The sequence below is a fragment of the Ramlibacter paludis genome (genome assembly GCF_022012305.1).
In the GTDB taxonomy this organism is placed as follows: domain Bacteria; phylum Pseudomonadota; class Gammaproteobacteria; order Burkholderiales; family Burkholderiaceae_C; genus Ramlibacter; species Ramlibacter paludis.
On sequence record NZ_JAKLTM010000009.1, the window covers coordinates 20,414 to 45,065 of the forward strand.

Annotated in this window: 20 protein-coding genes; 11 read left to right on the plus strand and 9 right to left on the minus strand. The window is 70.7% G+C overall.

The annotated features are described in order from the left end of the window. The first annotated feature begins 66 nt into the window (after positions 1-66). Positions 67-1,545 carry a class I adenylate-forming enzyme family protein gene (locus LZ009_RS22950; protein WP_275700320.1) on the plus strand — a complete coding sequence of 493 codons (1,479 nt, stop codon included), beginning with the start codon at positions 67-69 and terminating at the stop codon, positions 1,543-1,545. Between the two features lie 90 nt (positions 1,546-1,635). Here the strand turns inward: LZ009_RS22950 and LZ009_RS22955 are convergent, their stop codons facing one another. Then, positions 1,636-3,009, minus strand: coding sequence for an AmpG family muropeptide MFS transporter (locus LZ009_RS22955; protein ID WP_275700321.1), 1,374 nt, complete (start codon positions 3,007-3,009; stop codon positions 1,636-1,638). A gap of 31 nt (positions 3,010-3,040) precedes the next feature. On the opposite strand from LZ009_RS22955, the gene LZ009_RS22960 reads away from it, so the two are divergent. Beyond that, on the plus strand, positions 3,041-3,874 hold the full coding sequence (locus LZ009_RS22960; RefSeq protein ID WP_275700322.1) for a M48 family metallopeptidase: 834 nt from the start codon (positions 3,041-3,043) through the stop codon (positions 3,872-3,874). Here LZ009_RS22960 and LZ009_RS22965 read toward each other — a convergent pair. From LZ009_RS22965 to LZ009_RS22975, 3 genes are read right to left on the minus strand one after another with little or no spacing between them, the layout of a single operon-like run. Then, positions 3,871-4,518 (minus strand): MBL fold metallo-hydrolase, encoded by a 648-nt coding sequence (locus LZ009_RS22965; protein ID WP_275700323.1) that lies wholly within the window; start codon positions 4,516-4,518, stop codon positions 3,871-3,873. The two genes, LZ009_RS22960 and LZ009_RS22965, sit on opposite strands and share 4 nt — an antisense overlap. An 8-nt stretch (positions 4,519-4,526) precedes the next feature. After that, positions 4,527-5,249, minus strand: coding sequence for a siderophore-interacting protein (locus LZ009_RS22970; protein ID WP_275700324.1), 723 nt, complete (start codon positions 5,247-5,249; stop codon positions 4,527-4,529). A 9-nt stretch (positions 5,250-5,258) separates the two neighbouring features. Next, complete coding sequence (locus LZ009_RS22975; protein ID WP_275700325.1) at positions 5,259-5,798, minus strand: PadR family transcriptional regulator; 540 nt, start codon at positions 5,796-5,798, stop codon at positions 5,259-5,261. A 74-nt stretch (positions 5,799-5,872) separates the two neighbouring features. Between LZ009_RS22975 and LZ009_RS22980 the strand changes: the two genes are divergently transcribed. The 9 genes from LZ009_RS22980 to LZ009_RS23020 all read left to right on the plus strand — a co-directional run bounded on the left by LZ009_RS22980 (position 5,873) and on the right by LZ009_RS23020 (position 15,790). After that, the gene (locus LZ009_RS22980; protein WP_275700326.1) at positions 5,873-6,394 is read left to right on the plus strand and encodes a GNAT family N-acetyltransferase; all 522 of its coding nucleotides are present in this window, start codon (positions 5,873-5,875) and stop codon (positions 6,392-6,394) included. 123 nt (positions 6,395-6,517) lie between these two features. Then, on the plus strand, positions 6,518-7,786 hold the full coding sequence (locus tag LZ009_RS22985; RefSeq protein ID WP_275700327.1) for an efflux RND transporter periplasmic adaptor subunit: 1,269 nt from the start codon (positions 6,518-6,520) through the stop codon (positions 7,784-7,786). A 17-nt stretch (positions 7,787-7,803) separates the two neighbouring features. Beyond that, positions 7,804-8,517: an ABC transporter ATP-binding protein gene (locus LZ009_RS22990; RefSeq protein ID WP_275700328.1), complete on the plus strand. Its 714-nt coding sequence runs from the start codon at positions 7,804-7,806 to the stop codon at positions 8,515-8,517. A gap of 10 nt (positions 8,518-8,527) precedes the next feature. Next, the gene (locus LZ009_RS22995; protein WP_275700329.1) at positions 8,528-9,847 is read left to right on the plus strand and encodes an ABC transporter permease; all 1,320 of its coding nucleotides are present in this window, start codon (positions 8,528-8,530) and stop codon (positions 9,845-9,847) included. Between the two features lie 8 nt (positions 9,848-9,855). Further along, positions 9,856-11,094: an FtsX-like permease family protein gene (locus LZ009_RS23000; RefSeq protein ID WP_275700330.1), complete on the plus strand. Its 1,239-nt coding sequence runs from the start codon at positions 9,856-9,858 to the stop codon at positions 11,092-11,094. Between the two features lie 3 nt (positions 11,095-11,097). Next, positions 11,098-12,435, plus strand: a complete 1,338-nt coding sequence (locus tag LZ009_RS23005) for a sigma-54-dependent transcriptional regulator (protein WP_275700331.1) — start codon at positions 11,098-11,100, stop codon at positions 12,433-12,435. Then, positions 12,435-13,769 carry a sensor histidine kinase gene (locus LZ009_RS23010; protein WP_275700332.1) on the plus strand — a complete coding sequence of 445 codons (1,335 nt, stop codon included), beginning with the start codon at positions 12,435-12,437 and terminating at the stop codon, positions 13,767-13,769. The genes LZ009_RS23005 and LZ009_RS23010 overlap by 1 nt, the downstream gene beginning before the upstream one ends. Before the next feature lie 88 nt (positions 13,770-13,857). Beyond that, positions 13,858-14,652: an alpha/beta fold hydrolase gene (locus LZ009_RS23015; RefSeq protein ID WP_275700333.1), complete on the plus strand. Its 795-nt coding sequence runs from the start codon at positions 13,858-13,860 to the stop codon at positions 14,650-14,652. A 7-nt stretch (positions 14,653-14,659) separates the two neighbouring features. Further along, positions 14,660-15,790 (plus strand): PAS domain-containing sensor histidine kinase, encoded by a 1,131-nt coding sequence (locus LZ009_RS23020; protein WP_275700334.1) that lies wholly within the window; start codon positions 14,660-14,662, stop codon positions 15,788-15,790. A gap of 6 nt (positions 15,791-15,796) precedes the next feature. Here LZ009_RS23020 and LZ009_RS23025 read toward each other — a convergent pair whose 3' ends face one another. From LZ009_RS23025 to LZ009_RS23045, 5 genes are all read right to left on the minus strand, one after another. Further along, a complete protein-coding gene (locus LZ009_RS23025; RefSeq protein WP_275700335.1) occupies positions 15,797-17,929 on the minus strand; it encodes a hybrid sensor histidine kinase/response regulator in 2,133 nt (710 codons plus the stop codon). Then, positions 17,926-20,175 (minus strand): sensor histidine kinase, YfiR-like protein-associated, encoded by a 2,250-nt coding sequence (locus tag LZ009_RS23030; protein WP_275700336.1) that lies wholly within the window; start codon positions 20,173-20,175, stop codon positions 17,926-17,928. Before LZ009_RS23030 ends, LZ009_RS23025 begins: the two co-directional genes overlap by 4 nt. Then, positions 20,175-20,717 (minus strand): TOL_0243 family YfiR-like periplasmic protein, encoded by a 543-nt coding sequence (locus LZ009_RS23035; RefSeq protein ID WP_275700337.1) that lies wholly within the window; start codon positions 20,715-20,717, stop codon positions 20,175-20,177. The genes LZ009_RS23030 and LZ009_RS23035 overlap by 1 nt, the downstream gene beginning before the upstream one ends. Next, entirely contained in the window at positions 20,714-22,618 is a 1,905-nt protein-coding gene (locus tag LZ009_RS23040) for a TOL_0244 family TonB-dependent receptor (protein WP_275700338.1), read from the minus strand. The genes LZ009_RS23035 and LZ009_RS23040 overlap by 4 nt, the downstream gene beginning before the upstream one ends. Before the next feature lie 80 nt (positions 22,619-22,698). Then, positions 22,699-24,633 (minus strand): PAS domain-containing hybrid sensor histidine kinase/response regulator, encoded by a 1,935-nt coding sequence (locus LZ009_RS23045; RefSeq protein ID WP_275700339.1) that lies wholly within the window; start codon positions 24,631-24,633, stop codon positions 22,699-22,701. Between the last annotated feature and the right edge of the window lie 19 nt (positions 24,634-24,652).

A 24,652-nucleotide genomic window follows, 5' to 3' on the forward strand; every position in this document is an offset into this window, starting at 1 on the left:
GGCCCTTGCTTTACATAGTGGTCTGACCGCTTCGCCAACGCACGTAGGGCCCGTAAAGTTAGGTAAATGGCCGTCTCCAATCCGCAGCCCTCCACGCTCCCCGAGGTCCTGCGCCTGCACCCACCGCAAGCTGAGGCATTGCGCTTCGCGGGTCGCGCGTATACCTACGGCGAACTCGATGCGATGGCGATGCGCTGCGCTGCGGTCGCGTGGCACGACTGGGGCGTGCGTCCCGGCGACCGGGTGGCCTGGCTGGGTGCCAACCACGTGCTGCAGCTCGCGCTGCTGTTCGGACTGGCGCGCATCGGGGCGATCCTGCTGCCGCTGAATTTCCGGCTGGCGCCGCCCGAGTGGCAGCGGCTGATCTCCGACTGCACGCCGCGCCACCTGGTGCACGACGCCGACTGGGCGCAGGCGGCCAGCGTGCTCGACCTGCAGCTGCATTCCGTCGACGAACTCGCGCAAGCCGCGGGCCGGGAGGTTCCGGATCACGCGCGACCCGACGCGGCCGCTTTGCTGGTCTACACGTCGGGCACCACGGGCGGACCCAAGGCCGCGGTGCACACGCAGGCGAACCTGCTGGCCAACATGGCGATCGCGGCGCGCACGCAGGAGATGACGCCCGCCGACAGCGTGCTGACGGTGCTGCCGCTGTTCCACGTCGGCGGGCTGTGCATCCAGACGCTGCCCGCGCTGCTGGTTGGCGCGCCCGTGCTGCTGCATGCGCGCTTCCATCCCGGGGAGACGCTGGAGGCGATCGCGCGCGACCGGCCGACGCTGACCCTGCAGGTGCCGGCCACGATGCAGGCCTTGATCGCACACCCGCGCTGGTCCGAAACCGAGCTGGGCTGCCTGCGCGCCGTGTGGGCCGGCTCCAGCCTGCTGCCGGCGCCGCTGGTGCAGGCTTTCCATGCTCGTGGCGTGCCGGTGTGCAACGTCTATGGCGCGACGGAGACCGGCCCGTTCTCCATTGCCCTGCCGCCGGCGCAGGCCTTCGACCATGTCGGTTCCTGCGGCTGGCCCGCTGCGATGGTGCAAGCGCGCCTCGGTGCGCAATACGGGGATGCCGCGGAACTGCTGGTGCGCGGGCCGAACGTCGTCGCGCGCTACTGGCCGGACCTGCCCGCCTGCGACGCCGAAGGCTGGTTCGCCACCGGCGACCTCGCGCAGCAAGCCGCCGACGGCAGTTACAGCATCGTCGGCCGCGCCAAGGACCTGATCATCTCGGGCGGCGAGAACATCCATCCGACGGAGATCGAGCAGGTGCTGGCGGCGCATCCGGCGGTGGCGGAGTGCGCGGCCTTCGGCTTGCCGGACGAGCGCTGGGGCGAGCTGGTGGCGGTGGCGGTGGTGTTGCGCTCGGCGGCGGAGGAAGCCGAATTGACGGCTTATCTCGCCGGGCGGTTGGCCCGCTTCAAGTTGCCGCGCCGTTGGGTGTGGATGGAGGCCTTGCCGAAGACGGCCTTGGGGAAGGTGCAGCGCGGGGTGTTGGCGGAGCAAGCCGCGGTTCCTGCGTCACCACGGCCTACGAAATCCGGCGGCTAAGCCGGGGTTGCCACCCCGGCCTACGGTTCGGCGGATTCGCGAGCCCATCGTAGGCCGTGGTGAGGAACGAACCGCGGCTCCCCCGCGCCGTCACCCGTTCGCCGTCGTCCCGTGCCGCCCCTGGATCTTCCACAGCACCAGGATCAGCAACAGCGGCGGAATCGCCGTCAGCCCGGTCGCGAGGAAGGCGGTCGCATAAGCCCCCAGCAGCCCGTAGCTCGGCGTGAGCGTATCCACCGCCACGCCCGAGAAGCCCTTCAACAGCTTGCCCAGGATCGCGTACGTGGACGACAGCATGGCGTACTGCGTCGCCGTGTAGCCCAGGCTGGTCAGGCTGGACATGTAGGTCACCAGCGCCACGCCGGCAAAGGACTGCGCGAAGGAGTCCAGCGACATCACCACCGCGAAGGTCACCGAGTCGACGTGCAAGGCAAGCAGCGCGAACGCGCAGGTGCCTATGCCTTCCAGGATCAGCCCGACCACCAGCGTGGGCAGCATGCCGATGCGGATCGCGCACAGGCCCGCCGCCGCCAGCCCGACGAAGGTGGCGACCAGGCCGAAGGAGCCGCGCACGAGCGCCACCGTGTCCTTGCTGATGCCCAGGTCGTGGTAGTAGGGGTTGTACATCGGCCCCATGATGAAGTCGGGCAGCCGGTACAGCGCCACCATCAGCAGGATGATCAGGCCCGTGGTCTTGTGCTTGCGGAAGAAGTCGATGAAGGGGCCGAGCAGCGCATCGATCAGGCCCTTGCGGCTCCACAGCGGCGGCTTGGCGTGCAGCACGGCGTCGGCGCGCTGGGGCTCGAAGGCAAAGAAAGTCGCCACCAGCCCGACCCCCATCAGCACCGCCATCGCCACGTACGAGAGCTGCCAGCCGACGCGCTCGGCGGCCGCGATGATCGCGGCATCGGTGACCAGCAGCGCGATGCGGTAGCCGAGTTGGGCGGCCGACGTCATCAGCCCGACTTCCTCCGAATCGTCCGCGGCCTCGATGCGCCAGGCGTCGATCGCGATGTCCTGCGTGGCGGACGCGAAGGCGACCAACAGCGCGAGCGCGCCGATGACGACCAGTCCCGGTGTCACGCCCACCAGCGCCATGCCGAGCAGCCCGATGGCGACCAGGATCTGGCAGAACATCATCCAGCCGCGCCGCCGCCCGAGTTTGCCGAGGATGGGCACGTCGAGCCGGTCGACCAGCGGCGACCAGTACACCTTGAACGCGTAGGCGAAGCCCACCCAGGAGATGAAGCCGATTGCCTTGAGGCTGGTGCCTTCGTCGCGCAGCCAGTAGCCGAAGGTGTTGGCGGTGAGCAGGAAGGGCAGTCCCGACGAGAAGCCGAGGGCCAGCATCACCGCGACCTTGGGCTGGCGCAGTTCGCGCAGCACCTGCAGGGCGGATCTCTTCTTGCGGGGAGGGGGATCGGCAGGCGCCGTCTGAGCTGTGTTGGCGGTAGGGTCTGACATGCTGGCAGGGGATTGTTTGTAGTATTCAACCATGTGCCAGCTCTGCGATGCGAAACAGACGATCTGGAATGGCCGCCGGGCCTTCCTCCTGGCGGCGGGTGCCGCTGCTGCCCCGCCCGTGCTGGCGCAGGTGGACGTGGGCCAGTCCTCGCGTTTGCGATCGCTGGTGCCGGCCAACGAGCTCGAGGTCGCCGCGGCCCAGCAATACGGCCAACTGCTCGAGCAGGCCCGCGCCAAGCACGCGTTGGCGCCGGAAAGCCATCCGCAGCTGCAGCGGCTGCGCAAGATCGCGAGCAACCTGATCGCCGACACGCCGCGCTGGAATGAACGCGCGCGCAGCTGGAAGTGGGAGGTGAACCTGATCGGCAGCCAGTCGATCAACGCCTTCTGCATGCCGGGCGGCAAGATCGCCTTCTTCACCGGCATCCTCGACAAGCTGCAGCTGAGCGACGACGAGGTGGCGATGGTGATGGGCCACGAAATGGCGCACGCGCTGCGCGAGCATGCCCGTGAACGCATTGCCAAGAGCCAGGGAACCGGCGCGCTGCTGTCGCTGGGCGCGGCGCTGTTCGGACTGGGCCAGCTCGGCGACCTGGCCGCCAACGTCGGCACGCAGCTGCTGACGCTCAAGTTCAGCCGCGACGACGAGGTCGAAGCCGACCTGGTCGGCCTGGAAATGGGCGCGCGCGCGGGCTACAACCCGGAAGCGGCCGTGTCCCTGTGGCAGAAGATGGAAAGGGCCGGCGGCGGCGCCAACGGCGGCTTCCTGTCCACGCACCCGAGCGGCAGCGATCGCATCAACCGCCTGGAGCAGAACGTGCCGCGCGTGCGCGGCCTGTACCAGCAGGCGGTCGCCCGGCGCTAGGCCGGCGCTGAGTCGGCGACGTAGGGGTTCGTCCTGCGCTCGCGCCCGAAGCTGCTTTCCGGCCCGTGGCCCGGGATGAACACCGTGTCATCTCCCATGGGCCACAGCCTCTCCTTGATGCTGGCCACCAGCTGCGCCTGGTTGCCCTGCGGGAAGTCGGTGCGGCCTATGCTGCCCGCGAACAGCACGTCGCCGACGAAGGCCCGCTTCATTTCGGGGGAGTGAAAGACCACGTGCCCCGGCGTGTGGCCCGGGCAATGCCGCACGTCCAGCACGTGGCCCGCGAGTTCCACCGTGTCGCCATCGGCCAGCCAGCGCGTGGGCGTGAAGGGCTCGGCCGGCGGGAAGCCGAACATCGCCCCCTGCTGCGGCAGGCCCGTGATCCAGAACTGGTCGCCGGGATGCGGCCCGACGATGGGCAGCCCCAGGCGCTTCGCCAGTTCGGCCGTGCCGCCCGCGTGGTCGATGTGCGCGTGCGTGAGCCAGATCTGTTCCAGCTTCAGGCCGCGGCGTCCGACTTCGGCCAGCAGCGCGTCGAGGTCGCCGCCCGGATCGATGACGGCGGCCTGCTTGCTCGGGTCGTCGTAGACGACGGAGCAGTTCTGCTGGAAGCGGGTGACGGGGAAGGTGAAGTACTGCAGCACGAGCGCGATTATTCCTCGAAGGTCTCGTGCACCGCGGAGTCGCCGCGCCGCCAGTAGCTGCTGGCGCGCACGCGCTTCTTGTCCACGCCGCGCTCCTGCACCAGGTGCTGGTGCAGCGCGCGCATCTCGGCCGATTCACCGGCGGCCCACCAGTAGGTTTCGCCTTCCGGCAAGGGCAGGGCGCGCACGGCATCGAGGAGGCTGCCCTCGACCCAGCGCACGTCCAGGCCTTCGGCTTGCGGCAAGGCCATCGGATCCGCGGCGACCAGCGCGATGACGCGCGCCCGGCCTGCCAGTTCTTCCAGCCTGCGCGCGATCGCCGGCAGCGCCGACGCGTCCCCGATCAGCACATGGGTGTCGAAGCCGGCCGGAATCACGAAGGAGCCGCGCGGCCCGCCGACTTCCAGTGCATCGCCTGCCTTCGCGGCCGCGGCCCATTCGGTGGCCGGGCCTTCGCCGTGCAGCACGAAGTCGATGGCCAGCTCGCGGCGCGCGGTGTCGAAGCGGCGCGGCGTGTAGTCGCGTTTCGCCGGCTCGGCGCCTTCGGGGGCGGGGAAGAAGACTTTCACGTGGTCGTCGAAGGAAGCGGAGACGAAGTCCGCCAGCTCCTCGCCTTCGAGCGTGACGCGCACCATGTGGGGCGCGAGGCGCGCCACGTCGCGCACGCGCAGCTTGCGGCGCTTGATCTCGTGGCGCACGCGCCGCACTTCCAGGGTTTCCTGTTCTGCCATGGGGTTCCTTCAGTTTGCGTTGATCTCGCGCACGGCGCGTTCCAGGATGGCGGCCACGCGTTTCTGTTCGGCCGGCGGCGCATCGCTCTTCATCAGCAGCGCGCGCTTCAATGCGCGGCGCGCGGCCACGAACTCGGGCAGCCACACGTCTTCGCCTGCCTCTTCGGCCAGCGCGCCGCGCAGGTGGCGCATCTTGCGGGCCATGTGCGCGAGTCCCGCCAGCAGTTCGTCGGCGCGGTCGCGCTCGGTCGCCAGCCGTTGCTCGCCTTCCGGCGTGAGCCGGTAGGACTTGCGGTTGCCTTCGGCCGCGCCGACCACGTCGCCGCGTTCCTCGAGGAAGGTGAGGGCCGGATAGACCACGCCGGGGCTGGGCGCGTAGAAGCCTTCGGAGCGCGCTTCCAGCGCCTTGATCAATTCGTAGCCGTGGCCGGGCTTGGCAGCCAGCAGGGCCAGCAGCATCAGCTGCAGCTGCTCGCCGGCAAAGCGGCGGCCGCGGGTGAAACCGCCGCCGGGGGCTTCGGGATCGTGGTGCCGATGGTGGCTGTGCATGAGATGGTTATTCGTTCGAAAAACATATCGTACGATATATCAACAGCCCTTGCCGCCGGCGGGACAATGCGCCCATGACGACCGATGACTCCCTCCAGGCCCCGCGTCGGCTGGAGACGGCGCGCCTGGTGTTGCGCCCCTTCACCCTGGCCGACCATCCCGCTTACGCACGCATCTGCGCCGACCCGGAAGTCATGCGCTACATCGGCACGGGCGGGCCCAACGCACCGGAGGTCACCTGGCGGGTCATGGCCGGCACGCTGGGCCACTGGGAGATGCTCGGCTACGGCATCTACGCGATGCAGCTGCGCGACGGGCCGGTGATCGGCCACGCCGGCTTCATCGACGTGCCCGGCTGGCCCGGCTTCGAACTCGCTTACCTCGTGGACCGCGCGCACTGGCGCCAGGGCTATGCCGGCGAAGCCTGCCGGGCCTTGCTGGATGTCGCGCGCCACACCCTGCGCAAGCCGCGCATCGTGAGCCTGGTGCGCCCGGCCAACGAACCGTCGAAGCAGCTGGCGCGTTCGCTCGGGGCGCTGCCGGAAGGCACCGTGGACCTGCTGGGAAGCCCCGCCGAAGTCTTCGTCTACCCCTGAGCGGCCGCTGTCCGCGTTGCCGCGCGGACACCCCGCGGACAGCCCCGGACACCCGGCGGACGGCCGCGGCCCCAATGAAATCAAGCACTTGCGGCAGGCACGCAAGCTGCAATGCCAGTCGCGATGATCCGCGACACCTCCGCCCAGGACCAGGCCCTTGCCGTCCCCCGCCACCGCCGCTGGACGCGCTGGGGCGCGGCAGCTGCCGCCGCCGGCCTGCTGGTCGCGGTGGCCGCGTCGCTGCTGGCCGGCTGGAACGCCGGCGCCACCTCGGTCAATGCTTCCCGGCTGCGCATCGCGCCGGTCACGCGCGGCCCGCTGGTGCGAGACGCCGCCGTCAGCGGGCGCGTGGTGGCCGCGGTCAGTCCCACGCTCTATGCGGCCGCGCCGGCAACCGTGCTGCTGAAGGTCAACGCCGGCGACACGGTGAAGAAGGGCCAGGTGCTGGCCGAACTCGCGTCGCCCGACCTCGCGGGCGCGCTGCAGCGCGAACGCTCCGCCTACCAGGAGCTGGCCGCCGAGATCGAACGCCAGCAGATCATCGCCAGCAAGCAGAAGCTGATCGCGCGGCGCGACGCCGACCAGGCCGAGATCGAACGCGCGGCCGCGCAGCGGGCGCTGGAGCGCATCCAGCACGCCGGCGTGGAAGGCGTGATCGCCAAGAACGATTTCGAGAAGGCGCAGGACGCGCTCAAGTCCGCCGAGATCCGCCGCCGCCACGCCGCCGAAGCCGCGACGCTGGAGAACAGCGACGTCGCCTTGCAGATCCGCACCCGGCGCGAGCAACTCGCGCGCCAGCACCTGCAACTGCAGGAGGCGCAGCGCCGGGTCGAGGAACTGACCTTGCGCGCACCCATGGACGGCCTGGTCGGCAGCCTGGCGGTGGCCGACCGCGCGGTGGTCGCCGCCAATGCGCCGCTGCTGACGCTGGTGGACCTGGCGCGACTCGAAGTGGAACTGGAAATCCCCGAGACCTACGTCGCCGACCTCGGCCTCGGCATGAACGTGGAGATCACCGCCGGCGACATCCGCGCCGTCGGCAAGCTGTCGGCGATCTCGCCCGAGGTGGTGAAGAGCACGGTGCTGGCGCGGGTGCGCTTCAGCGGCGCCCAGCCCGCCGGCCTGCGCCAGAGCCAGCGCATCAACGCGCGCCTGCTGATCGACGAGAAGCCCGACGCGCTGGTGCTGCCGCGCGGCCCTTTCGTCGACACGCAAGGCGGCCGCTTCGTCTACGTGGTGGAAAACGGCATTGCGTGGCGCCGGCCGGTGACCCTGGGCGCCACCAGCGTCGGAGCCGTCGAAATCCTCGCCGGGCTCAAGCCCGGCGACCGGGTGGTGGTGGCGGGCGCGGAAGCGTTCGACAACGCCGCGCAAGTGAAGATCAACGAGTGAAGGAAAGGGCAACAAAGATGCTGCGCATGGAGAACCTGGCCAAGGCCTACCGCACCCACATGATCGAGACGCACGCGCTGCGCGGCATCGACATCGAGGTGCGCGAAGGCGAGTTCGTCACCGTCACCGGGCCCTCGGGCTCGGGCAAGACCACCTTCCTCAACATCGCGGGACTGCTCGAAGACTTCGACGACGGCGACTACGTGCTCGATGGCGTCAGCGTCAAGGGCCTGGGCGACGACGCCCGCTCGCGCCTGCGCAACGAGAAGCTGGGCTTCATCTTCCAGGGCTTCAACCTGATTCCCGACCTCGACATCTTCGACAACGTGGACGTGCCTTTGCGCTACCGCGGCTTCTCCGCCGCCGAGCGCAAGGAACGCATCGAGAACGCGCTGGCCGAAGTCGGCCTGGGTTCGCGCATGCGCCACTACCCGGCGGAGCTCTCGGGCGGCCAGCAGCAGCGCGTGGCCATCGCCCGGGCGCTGGCCGGCACACCGCGCCTGCTCCTGGCCGACGAGCCCACCGGCAACCTCGACACCCAGATGGCGCGCAGCGTGATGGACCTGCTGGAGCAGATCAACGCGCGCGGCACCACCATCCTGATGGTGACGCACGACCCCGAGCTGGCGCAGCGCGCGCAGCGCAACGTGCACATCATCGACGGCTTCGCGAGCGACCTGCGGCGCGAGCGCACGTTGGTGGCGCCGGCGGCCGAAGCGCAGCCGGCCTGAGGGAGCGCGCATGTTCCAGTACTACTTCCGCCTGGCGCTGCGCAGCCTGCGCCGCAACCCGGTGCTGACGGGGCTGATGGTGCTGACGCTCGCGATCGGTGTCGCGGCCAGCATCGCCACCCTGACCATCCTGCACGTGATGTCCGGTGACCCGATCCCCGGCAAGAGCGACCGCCTGATCGCACCCCTGCTGGACGTCGCTCCGGCCAGGAGCTACGTCCCGGGCAAGCGCGAGCCCTACGGCAACCAGACCACCTACAAGGACGCGATGGCCTTCCTGGCCAGCGGCCAGGGCGTGCGCCGCACCGTGCTGTACGACGTGAACGGCTCGGTCGAAACCGGCAAGCCCGGCCAGCCGGTGGTGGACCTGCAGGGCATCGCCACCACGCGCGACTACTTCGCCATGTTCGAGGCGCCCCTGCTGCGCGGCACGCCCTGGAGCGTGGAGGACGAGAAGCGCGCCGCGACGGTCGCCATCCTGAGCAAGCGCAAGGCCGAAGCGCTGTTCGGCAACGCGGACCCCGTGGGCCAACGCCTGCGCGTCTGGGGCCGCGACTTCACCGTCGTCGGCGTCGTCGACGACTGGCGCCAGTTGCCGCGCTACACGCACCTGGTCAACGCCACCGGCGGCGAGTTCGCCGGCGAGGAAGACGTCTACATCCCCTTCGCGACGGCCATCGCGCTGGAGTTCCCCAACTACGGCAGCACCACCTGCTCGCACGAGAGCGGCGTCGGCTTCCAGGGCCTGCTGGCCTCGGAATGCATCTGGCTGCAGCCCTGGTTCGAGCTTTCGTCGGCCGCGGACCGGCCCGCCCTGCAAGCCTGGATCGACGACTATGCGCGCGAGCAGCAGCGCCTGGGCCGGCTGGAGCGCAAGGCGCCCAATCGCCTCTTCAACGTGCGTGAGTGGCTGGAGTGGATGGAAGTGGTGCGCAACGACAGCCGCGTGGCGGTCTGGCTGGCCTTCGGCTTCCTGCTGCTTTGCATGGTCAACACGATGGGCCTGCTGCTGGCCAAGTTCTCGGTGCGTTCCGCGGAGGTCGGCGTGCGGCGCGCGCTGGGCGCGACGCGCGGCGCGATCTTCCGGCAGTTCCTGGTCGAGGCCGGCGTGATCGGCCTGGCCGGCGGCGTGTCGGGCCTCGTACTGGCGGCCGGCAGCCTGTGGCTGATCCGCGGCGCCTCGCGCGACCTGGCGGTGGTGGCCCACATGGACTGGGCTATGCTTGCCGCCACCTTCGCGATCGCGGTCGGGGCCAGCCTGGTCGCCGGGCTGCTGCCCACGTGGCGCGCCACCCAGGTGACGCCCGCGCTCCAACTGAAGTCGCAGTGAGGTCCACGATGGAAATCCGTCCTATCCTTTCCGCCCTGCTGCGCCAGAAGACCGGCCCGCTGCTGGTCGCGGTCCAGGTCGCCATCAGCCTGGCCATCCTGGCCAACGCGCTGTTCATCGTGTCGCAGCGCATCGCCACCGCCGACCGCCCCAGCGGCGTGGCGGACGAGGCCAACGTCGGCTACCTCGCCGTGCGGCCGCTGGAGAAGCGACCGCATGCCGAGGTGCTGGCGCGGCAACAGGAAGTGGTGCAGGCGCTGCGCGCCCTGCCCGGCGTCGAGTCCGCCGCCTGGACGTCGCAGATGCCGATGTCGCGCTCCGGCTCCTCCGGCAGCGTGCGCGCCAGCCTGGCGCAGACCCAGGAAACGGCCAACGTGGCGCTGTACTTCGCGCACGAAGGCTTCGTGAAGACGCTGGGGCTGAAGCTGGTGGAAGGCCGCGATTTCCAGCCGGACGAAATCATCGACAACGACCCCGACACCGCCGCGTCCGCTGAGGACATCCCGCGCAACACCATCGTCTCGCTGGCGCTCGCGCGCCTGTTGTTCCCGGACAGCGCGTCCTTCGTCGGCAAGACCTTCTACTTCGGCATGGGCCAGGCGCGGCCCTCGCGCATCGTCGGCGTCGTCGAGCGGCTGCAGGGCCCGCAGGCGCATACCGGCCCCTCCGCCGAGTACTCGGCCATCCTGCCGCTGCGCATGTCGCTGCCGATGTCGCGCTACGTGGTGCGCACGGCGCCGGGCCAGCGCGACGCCGTGATGCTGCGCGCGCAGGAGGTGGTGCGCAAGCTGCACCCGATGGCGCTGAAGGAGCAGGTCCGCTCGGTCAGCGACGACCGCTACACCCGTTACCGCAACGAACGCGCGATGGCCTGGATGCTGATCGCAGTCAGCGTGCTGCTGCTGCTGGTGACGGTGAGCGGCATCGTCGGCATGACCGCGCTGCGCGTCGCCCAGCGCCGCAAGCAGATCGGCGTGCGGCGGGCCCTGGGCGCGCGCTGGCGCGACATCGTGCGCTACTTCGTCACCGAGAACCTGCTGATCACCAGCGCCGGCATCGCCGCCGGCCTGCTGCTGGCGCTGGCGCTCAACGGCCTGTTGCGCCGCACGCTGGAGATGGGCCAGCTGCCCGTCGCCTACCTCGCCGCCGGCGCCGGCGTGCTCTGGCTGCTGGGCGTCGCCGCGGTCTGGGGCCCGGCTTCGCGTGCCGCGAGCACGCCGCCCGCCATCGCCACGCGGACCGCCTGACGCATGGCGACGGTGCTGGTCATCGACGACAACCCGGCCATCGCCACCGCGCTGGACGTCCTGCTGTCGCTGAACGACATCGCCACGGTGCATGCCGATTCGCCGGCGGCAGGGCTGGTAGCGTTGGCACGGCAACGCATCGACCTCGTCATCCAGGACATGAACTTCGCCGCCGACACCACCTCGGGCGAAGAGGGGCGCGAACTGTTCCGCGCGATCCGCGCGCGCCAGCCGGACCTGCCGGTGATCCTGCTCACTGCCTGGACCCACCTCGACATGGCGGTCGCCCTCATCAAGGACGGCGCCGCCGACTACCTGGCCAAGCCCTGGAACGACGAGCGCCTGGTGACCACCGTTCGCAACCTGCTGGAGCTCGGCGAAACCAGCCGCGCCTTGCGCGACCGCGCGCAGGGCGACGCGGGGCGGCGCGATGCGCTCGAGCGGCAGTTCGACCTGCGCGGCATCGTGTGGCGCGACGCCGCCACGCAGCGCGTGCTGGAGCTGGCCTGCCAGGTGGCGCGCGCCGAGGTGCCGGTCCTCATCACCGGGCCGAACGGCAGCGGCAAGGAGCGCATCGCCGAGATCATCCAGGCCAACTCCGGCGTGAAGGACGGCCCCTTCGTCACCTTGAACTGCGGCGCGCTGCCCTCCGAGCTGATCGAGGCGGAACTGTTCGGCGCCGAAGCCGGGGCCTACACCGGCGCCGGCAAGGGGCGCGCCGGCAAGTTCGAAGCGGCCGACCGCGGCACCCTGTTCCTCGACGAGATCGGCAACCTGCCGCCCGCGGGCCAGGTCAAGCTGCTGCGCGTGCTGGAAACCGGCCGCTTCCAGCGCCTGGGCTCCAACGAGGAGAAGAGGGTGAAGGTGCGCGTGCTGAGCGCCACCAACGCGGACCTGCAGGCGATGATCCGCGCCGGCACTTTCCGCGAAGACCTGTACTACCGGCTGAACGTGATCGAGCTGGCGCTGCCGCCGCTGGCCCGGCGCCCCGGCGACATCCTGCCGCTGGCCCAGCACTTCCTGGGCGCCGGCCGCATGCTGCAGGCCGACGCGCAGCAGGCCTTGCTGCAGCACGGCTGGCCGGGCAACGTGCGCGAGTTGAAGAACGTGATGCAGCGCGCCGGCCTGCTCGCGCGCGGCGACGCGATCTCGGCCGCCGACCTGGGACTGCCAATTGCCGCCGCACCCGAAGCGGAGACGGCGTTGACGCGCGAAGCCATCGAACAGGTGCTCGCCCGTCACGGCGGCGTGGTGGCGCAGGCGGCCGCCGAACTGGGCTTGAGCCGGCAAGCCCTGTACCGCCGCATGGAGCGCCTGGGCATCGCGCGCGGCGGCAACTGATGGCGGCGGCGGAGCGCCTTCGCATTCCGCTGGCGCTGCGCCTCGCGCTGGGCGCGAGCGTGCTGGCCGCGATCGCACTGGCGGTCGCCTTCGGTTTGCAGCGCTGGCTGTTGCCGGCGCCGTGGGCGGCGGCGCTTGCGGCCCTGGCGATCACCGTTCCGCTGGCCGTCGCCTGGGCCCGCCATGAACTCGCGCCGCTGCTGGCCATGTTCCGCGCGCTGGTCGGCACCGTCACCAGCTACCGCGACGGCGACTTCTCCTTCGGCCTGCACTGGGAGCGCAACGACGAGATCGCCGACCTGGTGCAGGCGCACAACGCGCTGGGCACCGTGCTGCGCGAGCAGCGGCTGGGCCTGGTGCAGCGCGAACTGCTGCTCGACACCATGGTGCAGAACACGCCGGTGGCCATGCTGCTGGTGCAGGCCGACGGGCCCATCGTCTTCGCCAACATCGCCGCGCGGCAGCTGCTGAACGACGGGCGCCGCATCGAAGGCCTGGCGCTGGACCAGCTGCTGCGCCGCACTTCGGCGTCGCTGCGCGAGGCCATGGCCCGCGGCGGCGATGCCCTGTTCACCGTGCGCCATGCCGGCGAGCGCGACGCCGAGGACGAGATCTACCACCTGGCCCGCCGCGCCTTCACCCTGAACGGCAAGCGGCACGAGCTGCTGCTGCTGCGCCACCTCACGGCGGAACTGCGGCGCCAGGAAGTGCAGACCTGGAAGAAGGTGATCCGCGTGATCAGCCACGAGTTGAACAACTCGCTGGCGCCGGTCGCTTCGCTCGCGCATTCGGCCACCGAGCTGGTGCGGCGCGGGCAGGTGGAGCGGCTGCCCGAGATCCTCGCGACGGTGGAGGAGCGCGCGCGGCATCTGGAAGGCTTCATCGAAGGCTATGCGCGTTTTGCCAAGCTGCCGGCGCCCCGCAAGGCCCCGCTGGACTGGCGGCCCTTCCTCGAAGCGTTGACTTTGCACGTACCCTTCACCGTTGCCGGTGAGTTGCCCGAGCATGCGGTGCAAGCCGACGCGGCCCAGCTGGAGCAGGCGCTGCTGAACCTGCTGAAGAACGCGCACGAGTCCGGCTCGCCGCCGCAGCAGGTGCAAGTCGCGGTGCGCCGTTCCGCCGATGCGATGGCGGTCGAAGTCCTCGACCGGGGTGCTGGCATGAACGAGCAGGTGATGTCGAATGCGCTGGTCCCCTTCTATTCCACCAAGCGCAGCGGCACCGGCCTGGGCCTGGCGCTGGCGCGCGAGATCGCCGAGGCCCACGGCGGCCGCATCGCCCTGCACAACCGCGAGGGCGGCGGGCTGGCAGTGACATTGATCCTGCCGCTGTAGGACAAGGCCGCGCGAACCGCCACTTCGCTGGGCCCCGCATCGGTCCGGCAGCGATACTCCCGGGTCCACCCCGTTTCCGGAGGTCGCCATGACCGTTCTCACGCGCAACAACGTCCACGTCCAGGGCAAGGGTCCGCCGATGGTGTTCGTGCACGGTTTCGGCTGCGACCAGAACATGTGGCGGCTGCTGGCCCCGCACTTTGCCGAAAGCCACCAGTGCATCCTGCTGGACCTGGTGGGCAGCGGGAATTCCGAGCACCAGGCCTATGACCGCGACAAGTACGCGACGCTGCAAGGCCACGCCGACGACCTGTGCGAGGTGCTGGAGGCGGTGACCTCGGCGCCCGCGATCTGCGTCGGCCATTCCGTCAGCGCCATGATCGGCATGCTGGCCAACGTGCGCTGCCCCGACGCCTTCGCCGCCCAGGTGATGGTGGGGCCGTCACCCTGCTACGTGAACGACCGCGACTATGTCGGCGGCTTCGAGCTGTCCGACATCGAGTCTCTGCTGGAGACGCTGGAGAGCAACTACCTCGGCTGGTCCAGCAACATGGCGCCGGCCATCATGGGCGCGCCCGACCAGCCCGAGCTGGCGGTGGAGCTCACCAACAGCTTCTGCCGCACCGATCCGGAGATCGCCAAGCATTTCGCGCGCGTCACCTTCCTGTCGGACCACCGCGCCGAGCTGCCCCGGCTGCAGGCGCCCACGCTGGTGCTCCAGTGCAGCGAGGACCTGATCGCGCCGTTGGCCGTCGGCGAGTACATGCGGCGCGTCATCCCGAACTGCACCTTGCGCGTCATCGAGAACGTCGGGCACTGCCCGCACCTGAGCGCGCCCAGCGCCAGCGTCCAGGCGATCGAAGATTTCCTGAAGACCCTCTGAGCGCGCGATGGCGGTACCGGGGGCTGAAGAACTGTACGAATCCGCCCCCTGCGGCCTGCTCGTGGCCGCCAGCGGGGGACTGCTGCTGCGCGCGAACGCCACGGCCTGCGGCTGGCTCGGCTTCCCGGTCGACGAACTGGTCGGCAAGCTGCGCCTGCAGGACCTGCTGACCGCCGGCGGCCGCATCTTCTTCGCCACCCACCTGCAGCCGCTGATCCGCCTGCAGTCTTCCGTGTCGGAAGTGAAGCTGGAAATGCGGCGGCGCGACGGCAAGCCGGTGCCGGTGATCGTCAACATCGCGGAGCGCACCGTCGAAGGCATGCTGATGTGGCAGGTGGCCCTGTTCATCGCCGAAGACCGCCACAAGTACGAGCGCGAGCTGATGGCGCAGCGCCGGCGCGCCGAGGAACTGCACGCCCAGCACATGAAGGACGAACAGGAACTGTCGCAGGCCCGCGCGCAGGCCGAGGTGCGGGCCCAGTTCGCCGAGCAGCTGGTCGGCGTGGTCAGCCACGACATCCGCAATCCGCTGTCGGTCATCCACATGAGCGCGGCCATGCTGCAGAAGGGCGTGTCCGCCGAACAGCAGGCGACGGTGGTGGCGCGCATCGAGCGTTCGGTCGGGCGGGTGCAGCACCTGGTGTCGGACCTGCTGGACTTCACCGAAGCCCGCCTGGGCCGCGGCCTGCGCGTCCAGCCGCGCCCGGTCGACCTGCACCATGCGCTGGCGGAAAGCGTCGGCGAGCTGGGGATCGCCTTTCCGGACCGCACGATCGTGCATCAGCCGCTCGGGCCGGGCGAGTGCCGGGCCGACCCGGACCGCATCGCGCAGGCGGTGGGCAACCTGGTGGCCAATGCGCTGAACCACGGCGCGCAGGACCAGCCGGTCACCGTGCGATCGCAGGGCGGGGAAGGCAGCTTCCGCATCACGGTGCACAACCACGGCCCGGCGATTCCGGCGGCGCAGATGCCGCTGCTGTTCGAGCCGATGGTGCGCGGCGCCGACGTCCTGGCGCAGGGCGTGGGGCTCGGCCTGTTCATCGTGCGCGAGATCGCGGCGGCGCATGGCGGCAGCGTCCGCGCGACCTCCTCGCCGGAGGACGGCACGGCCTTCATCATCGAATTGCCGCGCGAGTGACCGCGCTTAGCCGCGCAAGGTCCGCGCGAGGTTCGCCGCCGTCCACGGCTTCGGCAGCACCGTGTACCCCTGCCGCGTGATCTCCTCCAGCTGCGCGGCATAGCCGGTCATCACCACCAGCCGCAGCTGCGGATGCTTCTCGCGCACGTGCCGCGCCAGCGCCACGCCATCGAGCTCGCCCGGCATCACCACGTCGGTCAGGACGGCATCGAATTCCCCCGCATGCGCATCCAGCCAGGCGATGGCCGGCGCCGCCGTGGCGAAGTGCGTGACCTGGCAGCCGAAGGTCTCCAGCACCGGGCGGATCGCCGCCGACACTTCGACGTTGTCTTCCACCAGCAGCACGCGCAGGTTCAGCGCCGCCTGCCCGGCGTCGTCGTCGCCGGCGTCGACATCCGCGGGGCCGTCGATGGCGGGCAGCAGCATCTCCACGGTCGCTCCTTCGCCGGGGGCGCTGCGGATGCGGGCCTCGCCGCCCGAGCGCTGGCAGAAGCCGTAGACCTGGCTCAGGCCCAGGCCGGTGCCTTCGCCGACCGGCTTGGTGGTGAAGAAGGGCTCGAACACGCGGGCCAGCACTTCGGGCGCGATGCCGCTGCCGGTGTCGCTGGCGGCGATCAGCACGCCCGGGCGCGCGTCCACGCCGAGGGTGGCGTTGTGGGCGCTGAGGCGGAAGCGGCCGCCGGACGGCATGGCGTCCTTGGCATTCACGGCGAGGTTCAGCAGGGCCAGCTCGAGCTCCGCCTGGTCCACCTTCACCGGCGCCGTCGCGGCATCGACATCGATCTCCAGCTCCACCGGCCGCCCGAGCACGGGCGCGAGCAGGTCCTTCATCTGCGGCAGCCGGTCCTGCAGGCGCAGCACCTGCGGCAACAGGGCCTGGCGGCGCGAGAAGGCCAGCAGCTGGCGCGTGAGCTTGGTGGCGCTGTCGACCGCGCGGGCGATCGCTTCGGTCTGGCGCGTGCCCACGCCCGGCTGCGTCAGCTTGAGCATGTGCAGGTTGGCGCTGATCACCATCAGCGCGTTGTTGAAGTCGTGCGCGACGCCGCCGGTGAGCCGGCCCACGGCTTCCATCTTCTGCGCCTGCCGCAGCGCTTCCTCGATCTGCACGCGGGCCTGCGATTCCTCCCGCAGCTGGCGCGCTGCTTCTTCCGCCTGGCGGGCGCGCTTCATGGCCGCGAGGCCCGCGATCAGCACGCCCAGGACCGGCAGGGTGGCGAAGGCCGCGAGCAGGGCCATCTCGCGCAGCCAGGCCCGCAGCACGCTCTCGAGCGCCAGCGAGCTGCCCAGGAAGACGGGATAGTCGCCGACCTGCTGGAACTGCGCGAGGCGCGTCGAACCGTCCAGGGAGGAAACGCCGCGCACGAGGCCCGAGCGCTCGCCGGCCTGGATCCGGGCCATCACGGCGCCGGCGGGCGCCACGGCCTTGGCCGGCGGCTGCGGCCAGCGTGCATAGACCGCCCCGTCGCGCCGGAACATGGTGATTGCCAGGCCCTGTTCGTTGGCCGCGAGATCCGCGTAGAAGCGCGCGAAGTAGTCGGGTCGCAGGCTGACGTTGACGACGCCGCGGAATTCCCCGTTGCGTCCCCGGCGGGCGCGGCTGACGTCGAAGAACGGAGAGCGGGTCGCGCGGCCCACCAGCACGTCGGAGAAGAACAGCCCGTCCCGCCGGCTGCCCTCGCGGTGCCAGCGGAAGTACGCGCGGTCGCCGAACTGCAGGTCGGGCGGCGGCTCGGCCACGAAGCTCGACGTCACCGGCCGCCCCTCGGCGTCCAGCACCCAGATCGACTGGATCTGCGGCTTGCCCGCGGCCAGCGCCTGCAGCTGGTGGTGCAGCTGCGCGCGGCGCTGCGGGCTGTCGCCCCCTTCCTCCGCCAGGTCGGCCACGTGCCCCAGCATGGTGGCATTGATCTCCAGCACCTTGAGGGCATGTTCGTGCGCGATGCGCAGGGCGCGATCGAGGCGGACTTCGGCCTCGTCGTGCATCTGCGCGTAGCGGTAGGCGGCGAAGGCGGCAAAGATCGCCAGCGGCAGCAGCGCGCACAGCAGCAGCAGGATGCGCAGCGACCGCACGCTGGCGGCGGCCTGCCGCTCGCTGCTGTCGGCGGCGAGTCCCAGGGCCTGCAGCGTGGGCCGCTTCACGTGCGCTGCTCCAGCTGCAGGGTGCGCAGCATCTGCTCCAGCACCGCCAGGTCGACCGGCTTGGTGAGGTGGTGGTCGAAGCCGGCCGCCAGCGCGCGGCGCCGGTCGTCCTCGGCCCCCCAGCCGGTCAGCGCGATCAGGGTCACGCGTCCCAGCCGCGGCTCGCCGCGCAGCGCGCGCGCCACCTCGTAGCCGTCCATGCCGGGCAGGCCGATGTCCAGCAGCACCACCTCGGGCCGGAACTCCAGCGCCGCCGCCAGCACGCCCTCGCCGTCGTGCACCTGGCGCGTCTGCAGGCCCAGCATGTCCAGCAAGGTGGCCAGCGTGTCGGCCGCATCGAGGTTGTCGTCGACCACCAGCACGCGGCCGGGCGCCGCCGAGCCGGGCAGGGTGCGGTCGTCTTCGCGCGGCGGCACCGGCGCCGGCGCCGCCGCGGGCGGCAGGCAAGGCAGGCGCACGAGGAAGGTGCTGCCCTGGTTGTCGCCGCCGCTGCTGGCTTCGACGGTGCCGCCATGCATCTCCACCAGCCCGCGCACCAGGAACAGGCCGATGCCGAGGCCGCCGCCCGAGGTGCCCGCATGGCCGTCGACCTGCGCGAACAGGCTGAACACGCGGTCCAGCATCTCGGGAGGAATGCCGATGCCGCTGTCCTGGATCTCCACGCAAGCCTGCTGGCCGTCCTGCCAGGCACGCAGCGCGATGCGGCCGCCGCGCGGCGTGTACTTCGCGGCGTTGTTCAGGAGGTTGCCGAAGGCCTGCGCGAGGCGCGTCTCGTCGGCGTGCAGGGCGATGTCGGGCTCGGGCAGCTGCACTTCGAGGACGTGGCCGGCGCTGTCCATGGCGGGCCGCGCCAGTTCCAGCGCCGTCTGCAGCGCCGCGCGCAGCGAGCTGCGGGCGAGCTCCAGGCGGATCTTGCCGCTGTTGATGCGCGAGATGTCCAGCAGGTCGTCGATCAGCCGCACCATGTGGGTCAGCTGGCGGTCCATCGTGACCAGCGTGCGCTTCTGGATGCCTTCGGCCACGTCGGGCCGCTTCAGGATCTGCAGCCCGGTGCGCAGCGGCGCCAGCGGGTTGCGCAGTTCGTGCGCCAGCGTGGCCAGGAATTCGTCCTTGGCGCGGTTCGACTGCTGCAGCAGGATCTCGGTCTGCTTGCGCTCGGAGATGTCGATCAGCGAGCCGGCCATGCGGAAGGCGCGCGCCTTCTCGTCGCGCAGCGCCATCCCGGTCACCAGGAACCAGCGCCAAGGTCCGCGCTTTTCCTGCAGCCGGCATTCCACCTGGAACGGCGTGTCGTGCGAGAGGTGCGAGCGCAGCGCGGCCTGCACCGGCTGCCTGTCGTCCTCGTGCATCACGTTCAGCAGCGAAGTCGGCAGGTCGGGGAACTCCTCCTCCGAATACCCCAGCAGCGCCTTGAAGCGCGGCGAATAGAACATGGTGCCGGCGTCCATGTCCCAGTCCCACAGGCCCGCGCTGGAGCCGCGCGCGGCCAGCTGGTAGCGCGCGTCGCTCGCGGAGAGGGCGCGGTTGGTTTCCTGCTGCATGCGCGAGCGGCGTCCGAGCTCGTCGAGCATGGCGTTGAAGGCGTCGACCAGGCGGCCGACTTCGTCCTGGCTGCGCTTGGTGGCGCGCAGGTCGTAGTTGCCGTGCTCCAGCACCCCGCGCGCCACCGCGCTCACGTCCTCGATCGGCTCCGTCAGCGCCGGCTGCAGGCGGCGCGCGAGCAGCAGCGCACCGAACAGGCTGACCAGCACCACCAGCACCAGCCAGCCGACGTACTCGGCGACTTCGGCCAGCAGCCCGTGCTGCAGCTGCACGTAGACGCGCCCGATCTGCTCGCGGTTGGAAATCACGGGCCGCACCACGGTCGCCGTCGACAGCCCGAAGTGCATGCCGAGCGGCGGCGCCTGTGCCGGCACTTCGGCGCTGCCGTCCTCGCCGGAGAGGAAGTGCGCGAACAGCCGGCCGCGGATGTCGTAGAGCGCGCCGGCGATCACTTGCGGCTGCGCCTGCAGCACGCGCAGGTTCTGTTCGCCGACCTTCGCATCGCCGAAGGTCAGCGCCGCCTCGCTGGCCAGGCCCACCACGTCGGCCTGCACCACCAGGTCCTGGCGCGCGTTGCGGTATTCCTTGCGCAGTTCCACCAGCAGCAGCGCGCTGGCGGCGAGGAACAGCGCCAGGCCGATGGTGGCCAGCAGGATCAGCGTGAGCTTGCGCTGCAGGGTGCGGGCGGTGGCGAGGCGCAGCATCAGCGGCTCTCCACCTGCAGGGCCACCGCGAGCAGCTTGGCACTGAGCTTGAGGTTGCGCGCCGCGGCGGCGGACACCGACGCATTGAAGCGCACGCGGCCATCGTCGCGCGTGAAGTGCAGCACCGGCCCGGGATTGCCGCCGACCGGCACGTCGGCCACGGTCAGCACCGGCCCGCGCACGGCGGCCAGCACGTCGCGGATGCGGCCCTCGCGCGGCCCGCCGGCAAAGAGGATGTGCAGCGGATTCGCGTCTTCGGCCTCGCGCAGGCGCAGCACCTTCACCGGATGGCCTTCGATGCTGCGGCCGCGCGCCAGCTGGTCGAGCTCGGAGGCGACGGCGTCGTCGCCCCAGACGCCGATCACCAGCGGGTCTTCGGGTCCCCGGAACGTGCCGGGCGGCCACTCGACGAAGCTGCCGAACTTGTACAGGTAGGCCGCCTTGACGGCGCTCTCGCGGGCCGCGCCCAGCGGCTGCGCCCAGGCGCCCGCCATCGCTGTCGCGAGGGACAGCGCCAGGAACAGGGCGCGCCGCGCGTTCACAGCTGGAACACCGCCCGCAGGAAGATGCGCCGGCCGAACTCGCTGGCCACGGCGGCGGCATTGAACTCCGCGTGCCGCTCGTCGAGGATGTTCTTCGCCAGCAGCGACAGCTCGATGCGCGGCGTGACCTGCCAGCCAAGGCGCAGGTCGACGGCGGTATAGGCCGGCACGGCCGGCGCGGGCAGGGCGCCGACGCGGCGCGCGAGCACGTCCAGCTCCAGCCGGTGCGGCAGGTCGAACTGCGCGCGCAATTTCCATTCCGAGCGCGGGTCGTTGCCGAGCGAGGCGATGCTGTTGGGATTCTCCGGCGGCGCGCTGAAGCGCAGGTCCTTGTGCAGCCCGAGGTAGCCCAGGCCCAGGCGCGCGAAGTCCGCCGGCTGCCACTGGGCCCAGGCCTCGATGCCGTCGACGTCGCCTTCGATGCGGTTGGCCACCTGGGGCGGCGAGCCGGCACCGCCGCGCAGGCGCTCGTAATGCTGGCGGAAGACGGTGGCCGAATACGAGAGGTTGCGGCCCCACTGGCCCTTGTGCCCCAGCTCCGCCACGGTCGCCACCTCGGAGACGAAGCCCTCGCCGCCGCCGCGGATCTGGAAGGGCGGATTGGCGGGGAAGTTGAAGTCGCGGTCGATGCGCGCCGGCGCCCGCACCGCGCGCGACAGGGCACCCCAGGTCGTCGCCGTGCTGCCGTGGCCATAGGCGACACGCAGGCTGGGCAGGAATTCGACGCCGGTGTAGCTGTTGCGCTCCACCTTGGCGCCCAGCGTCAGCTGCCAGGCACCCGCCTGCAGCTGGTGCTGCGCGAATACGTTGGCCCAGGAAAGGGTCCGCTCGGCGGGGATGAAGACCAGCGCGGGGCTGGGTGCGTTGACGTCGCGGCCGCTGCGGTAGCCCGCGCCCCACAGCAGCTGCTGGCCCTGCGGCAGCCGCGGCTCGTGCGTGAATTGCACGTCGATGGTGTGGGCGTCGTTGCGGAAGGCGGTGGTTTCGTCGCGCGACTGCGCGTCGTAGTAAGCCTGCACGCGATACGGGCTGCCGTTGGCGAAGCGGCTTTCCCAGCGCGCCAGCAGGTTGCCGCCGTGCAGCTTGGGCGCGAGGTTGCTGGCGGGGTCGTCTCCGCCGCGGTAGAGGTCGCCCTGCACGGTGAGCTGGCCGCCTTCCAGGCCGAAATCGCTGCGGAACCCGAACTGGTGCTTGCTGGCGGCATCGGCGCGTTCGACGCCGTCGGCGCGCCGCGTGTTGTCGCGGTCCAGCGCCAGTGCGTACACGCGCAGGTGGCCCACCTCGCCCAGCTTGCCGCCCCAGCGCAGGGCCTCGGTGCCCCCGCGGTCCGAGCGCGTCACGGACACGAGTCCGCCCTGCGTGGCCACGGTGGATTTCGTGATGATGTTGATCACGCCGTTGACGGCGTTGGCGCCCCACAGCGTGCCGCCGGGGCCGCTGATCACCTCGATGCGCTCGATGTCCTCCAGCACCACGTCCTGGGTGTCCCAGAACACGCCGGCAAAGAGCGTCGAATAGACCGTGCGGCCGTCGATCAGCACCAGCAGCTTGTTGGCCAGCGCGTTGTTGAAGCCGCGCGCGCTGATCGCGTACTGGCCGGCATTGAGGCGCGCCACCTGCAGGTTGGGGGCGAGGCGCAGGGCCTCCGCCAGCGTGGTGGCGGTGGAGCGCCGGATGTCCTCGCCGGAGATCACGAACACCGAGGCCGGCGCGCTGCGCAGGCTTTCGGGCCGGCCGCTGACCGAGGTCACGGCCACTTCGCTCAATTGCTCCAGGCTCAGGTCGGCGAGGCCGGTGGCCGCGTGCTGCGCGGGTTGCGACCACGCCGGCAGGGCGCCGGCGGCCAGCGCCAGCACGCCCAGGCGCCAGCGCGCGCACCCCTTGCACCATCGTTGCGGCATACACCTCTCCGGGCGAAAGGCGCATCTTAGGGGCGCCCACTCGGCCGCAGAGGCCGGCGAACTCATCTGTCGGTGCCGTCCTACACCTTGGAGCCGGTGCCGAAGCGCGCCCTGGCCTCGTTCAGCAACACGATCAGGGCGTCGAGCTCCACCGGCTTGGTCAGGTGGGCGTCGAAGCCGGCGCCGCGGGTGCGGCGCTTGTCGTCCTCGTTGCCGAAGCCGGTCATGGCGACGAAATAGATGTCCTGCGGCTGCAGTGCGGCCGTCGCGAGCAGGCCCTTGCGAGTCTGGTAGCCGTCCAGGCCCGGCATGGCCAGGTCCAGCAGGATCATCTGCGGACGGAAGCGCTGCGCGATGGGGATGGCGGAGTGGCCGTCGTACGCCGTCTCCACCCGGTTGCCCAGCAGGCGCAGCACGTCGCTGGCGCTGTCGGCGGAGTCGCGGTTGTCGTCGATCACCATCACGCGCAGGCCGCCCGTGTCTTCGTCCTCGGACTGTTCCTCTTCCGCCTGGGGCGCCGGCGCTTCCTGCGCCACCGCCAGCCGGACGATGAAGGTGCTGCCCTGGCCCAGGCCGGGGCTGTGCGCCTCGATGCTGCCGCCGTGCATTTCCATCAGCGAGCGTGCCAGCGTGAGCCCGATGCCGAGCCCGCTTTCCACCGGCGACGAGAGGCCGGCCTCGGCCTGCATGAACAGCTGGAAGATCTTCTCCAGGTTCTCCGGCGCGAGACCGCGGCCGTTGTCGGCCACGCTGATCTCGGCAAAGCCGCCGCTCGCCCGCACGCCCAGCCGGATGTGCCCGCCGTCGGGCGTGTACTTGGCCGCGTTGACCAGCAGGTTCTGCAGCACCTGGGACAGCCGCGTGGCGTCGGCATGCACGTAGACCGGTTCAGCCGTAGCGTCGACGTCGAGCGTGTGGTGCCGCGCCGCGATCACCGGCCGCGCCGTTTCGACGCTGCGCGCCACCACGTCCGCCACGCGCACCAGTTCCTTGCGCAGCTTGATCTTGCCGGTGGTGAGGCGCCCCACGTCGAGCAGGTCGTCGACCAGCCGCGTCACGTGCGTGAGCTGCCGGTCGATCACGTCGCGGCAGTTGCGCAGGACCGGGCTTTGCAGCTGCTCCAGCTGCATGATGGTCACCGCGTTGCGGATCGGCGCCAGCGGGTTGCGCAGCTCGTGCGCGAGCATGGCCAGGAACTCGTTCATGCGCCGGCTCGACTGCTCGAGTTCCTCGAGCCGGCGGCGCTCGCTCATGTCGCGCGTGACCTTGGCGAAACCGAGCAGCTGGCCTTCGGCGCCGTGCACCGCGCTGATCACCACGTTGGCCCAGAACAGGCTGCCGTCCTTGCGCACGCGCCAGCCCTCGTCTTCCACGCGGCCTTCGGCGCGGGCCGTCGCCAGTTCGGCCTCCGGCTTGCCGGCCTCCAGGTCCTGCGGCGTGTAGAACACGGTGAAGTGGCGTCCGATGATCTCGTCGGCGCGGTAGCCCTTGATGGCCTGGGCGCCGGCGTTCCAGCTGCGGACCTTGCCGTCCGGGTCCAGCATGAAGATGGCGTAGTCGCGCACGCTGTCCACCAGCAGCCGGAAGCGCTCCTCGCTCGCGCGCAGCGCCTCCTCGTGCGCGCGGCGCTCGGTCAGGTCGCGGGTGATCTTGGCAAAGCCGGTGAGCTCGCCCTGGGCGTCGTACAGCGCGGTGATGACCACGTTGGCCCAGAACCGGGTGCCGTCCTTGCGCAGGCGCCAGCCTTCGTCCTCGAAGCGGCCGCGTTCGCGGGCGAGCTTCAGCTCCTCCTGCGGCCAGCGCCGGTCGATGGCCTCCTGCGGATAGAACACCGAGAAGTGCCGGCCCAGGATCTCCTCGCGCGAATAGCCTTTGAGCTTCTGCGCGCCGCTGTTCCACGACTGGATGTGGCCTTCGGGGTCCAGCACGAAGATGCCGTAGTCGGTGACCGCCTCGATCAGCAACTGCAGGCGCTGTTCGATGCTGGTGGTCGAAAGGGCAGGCGGCGTGGGCATAGGTCGGGCAAGCGCGATT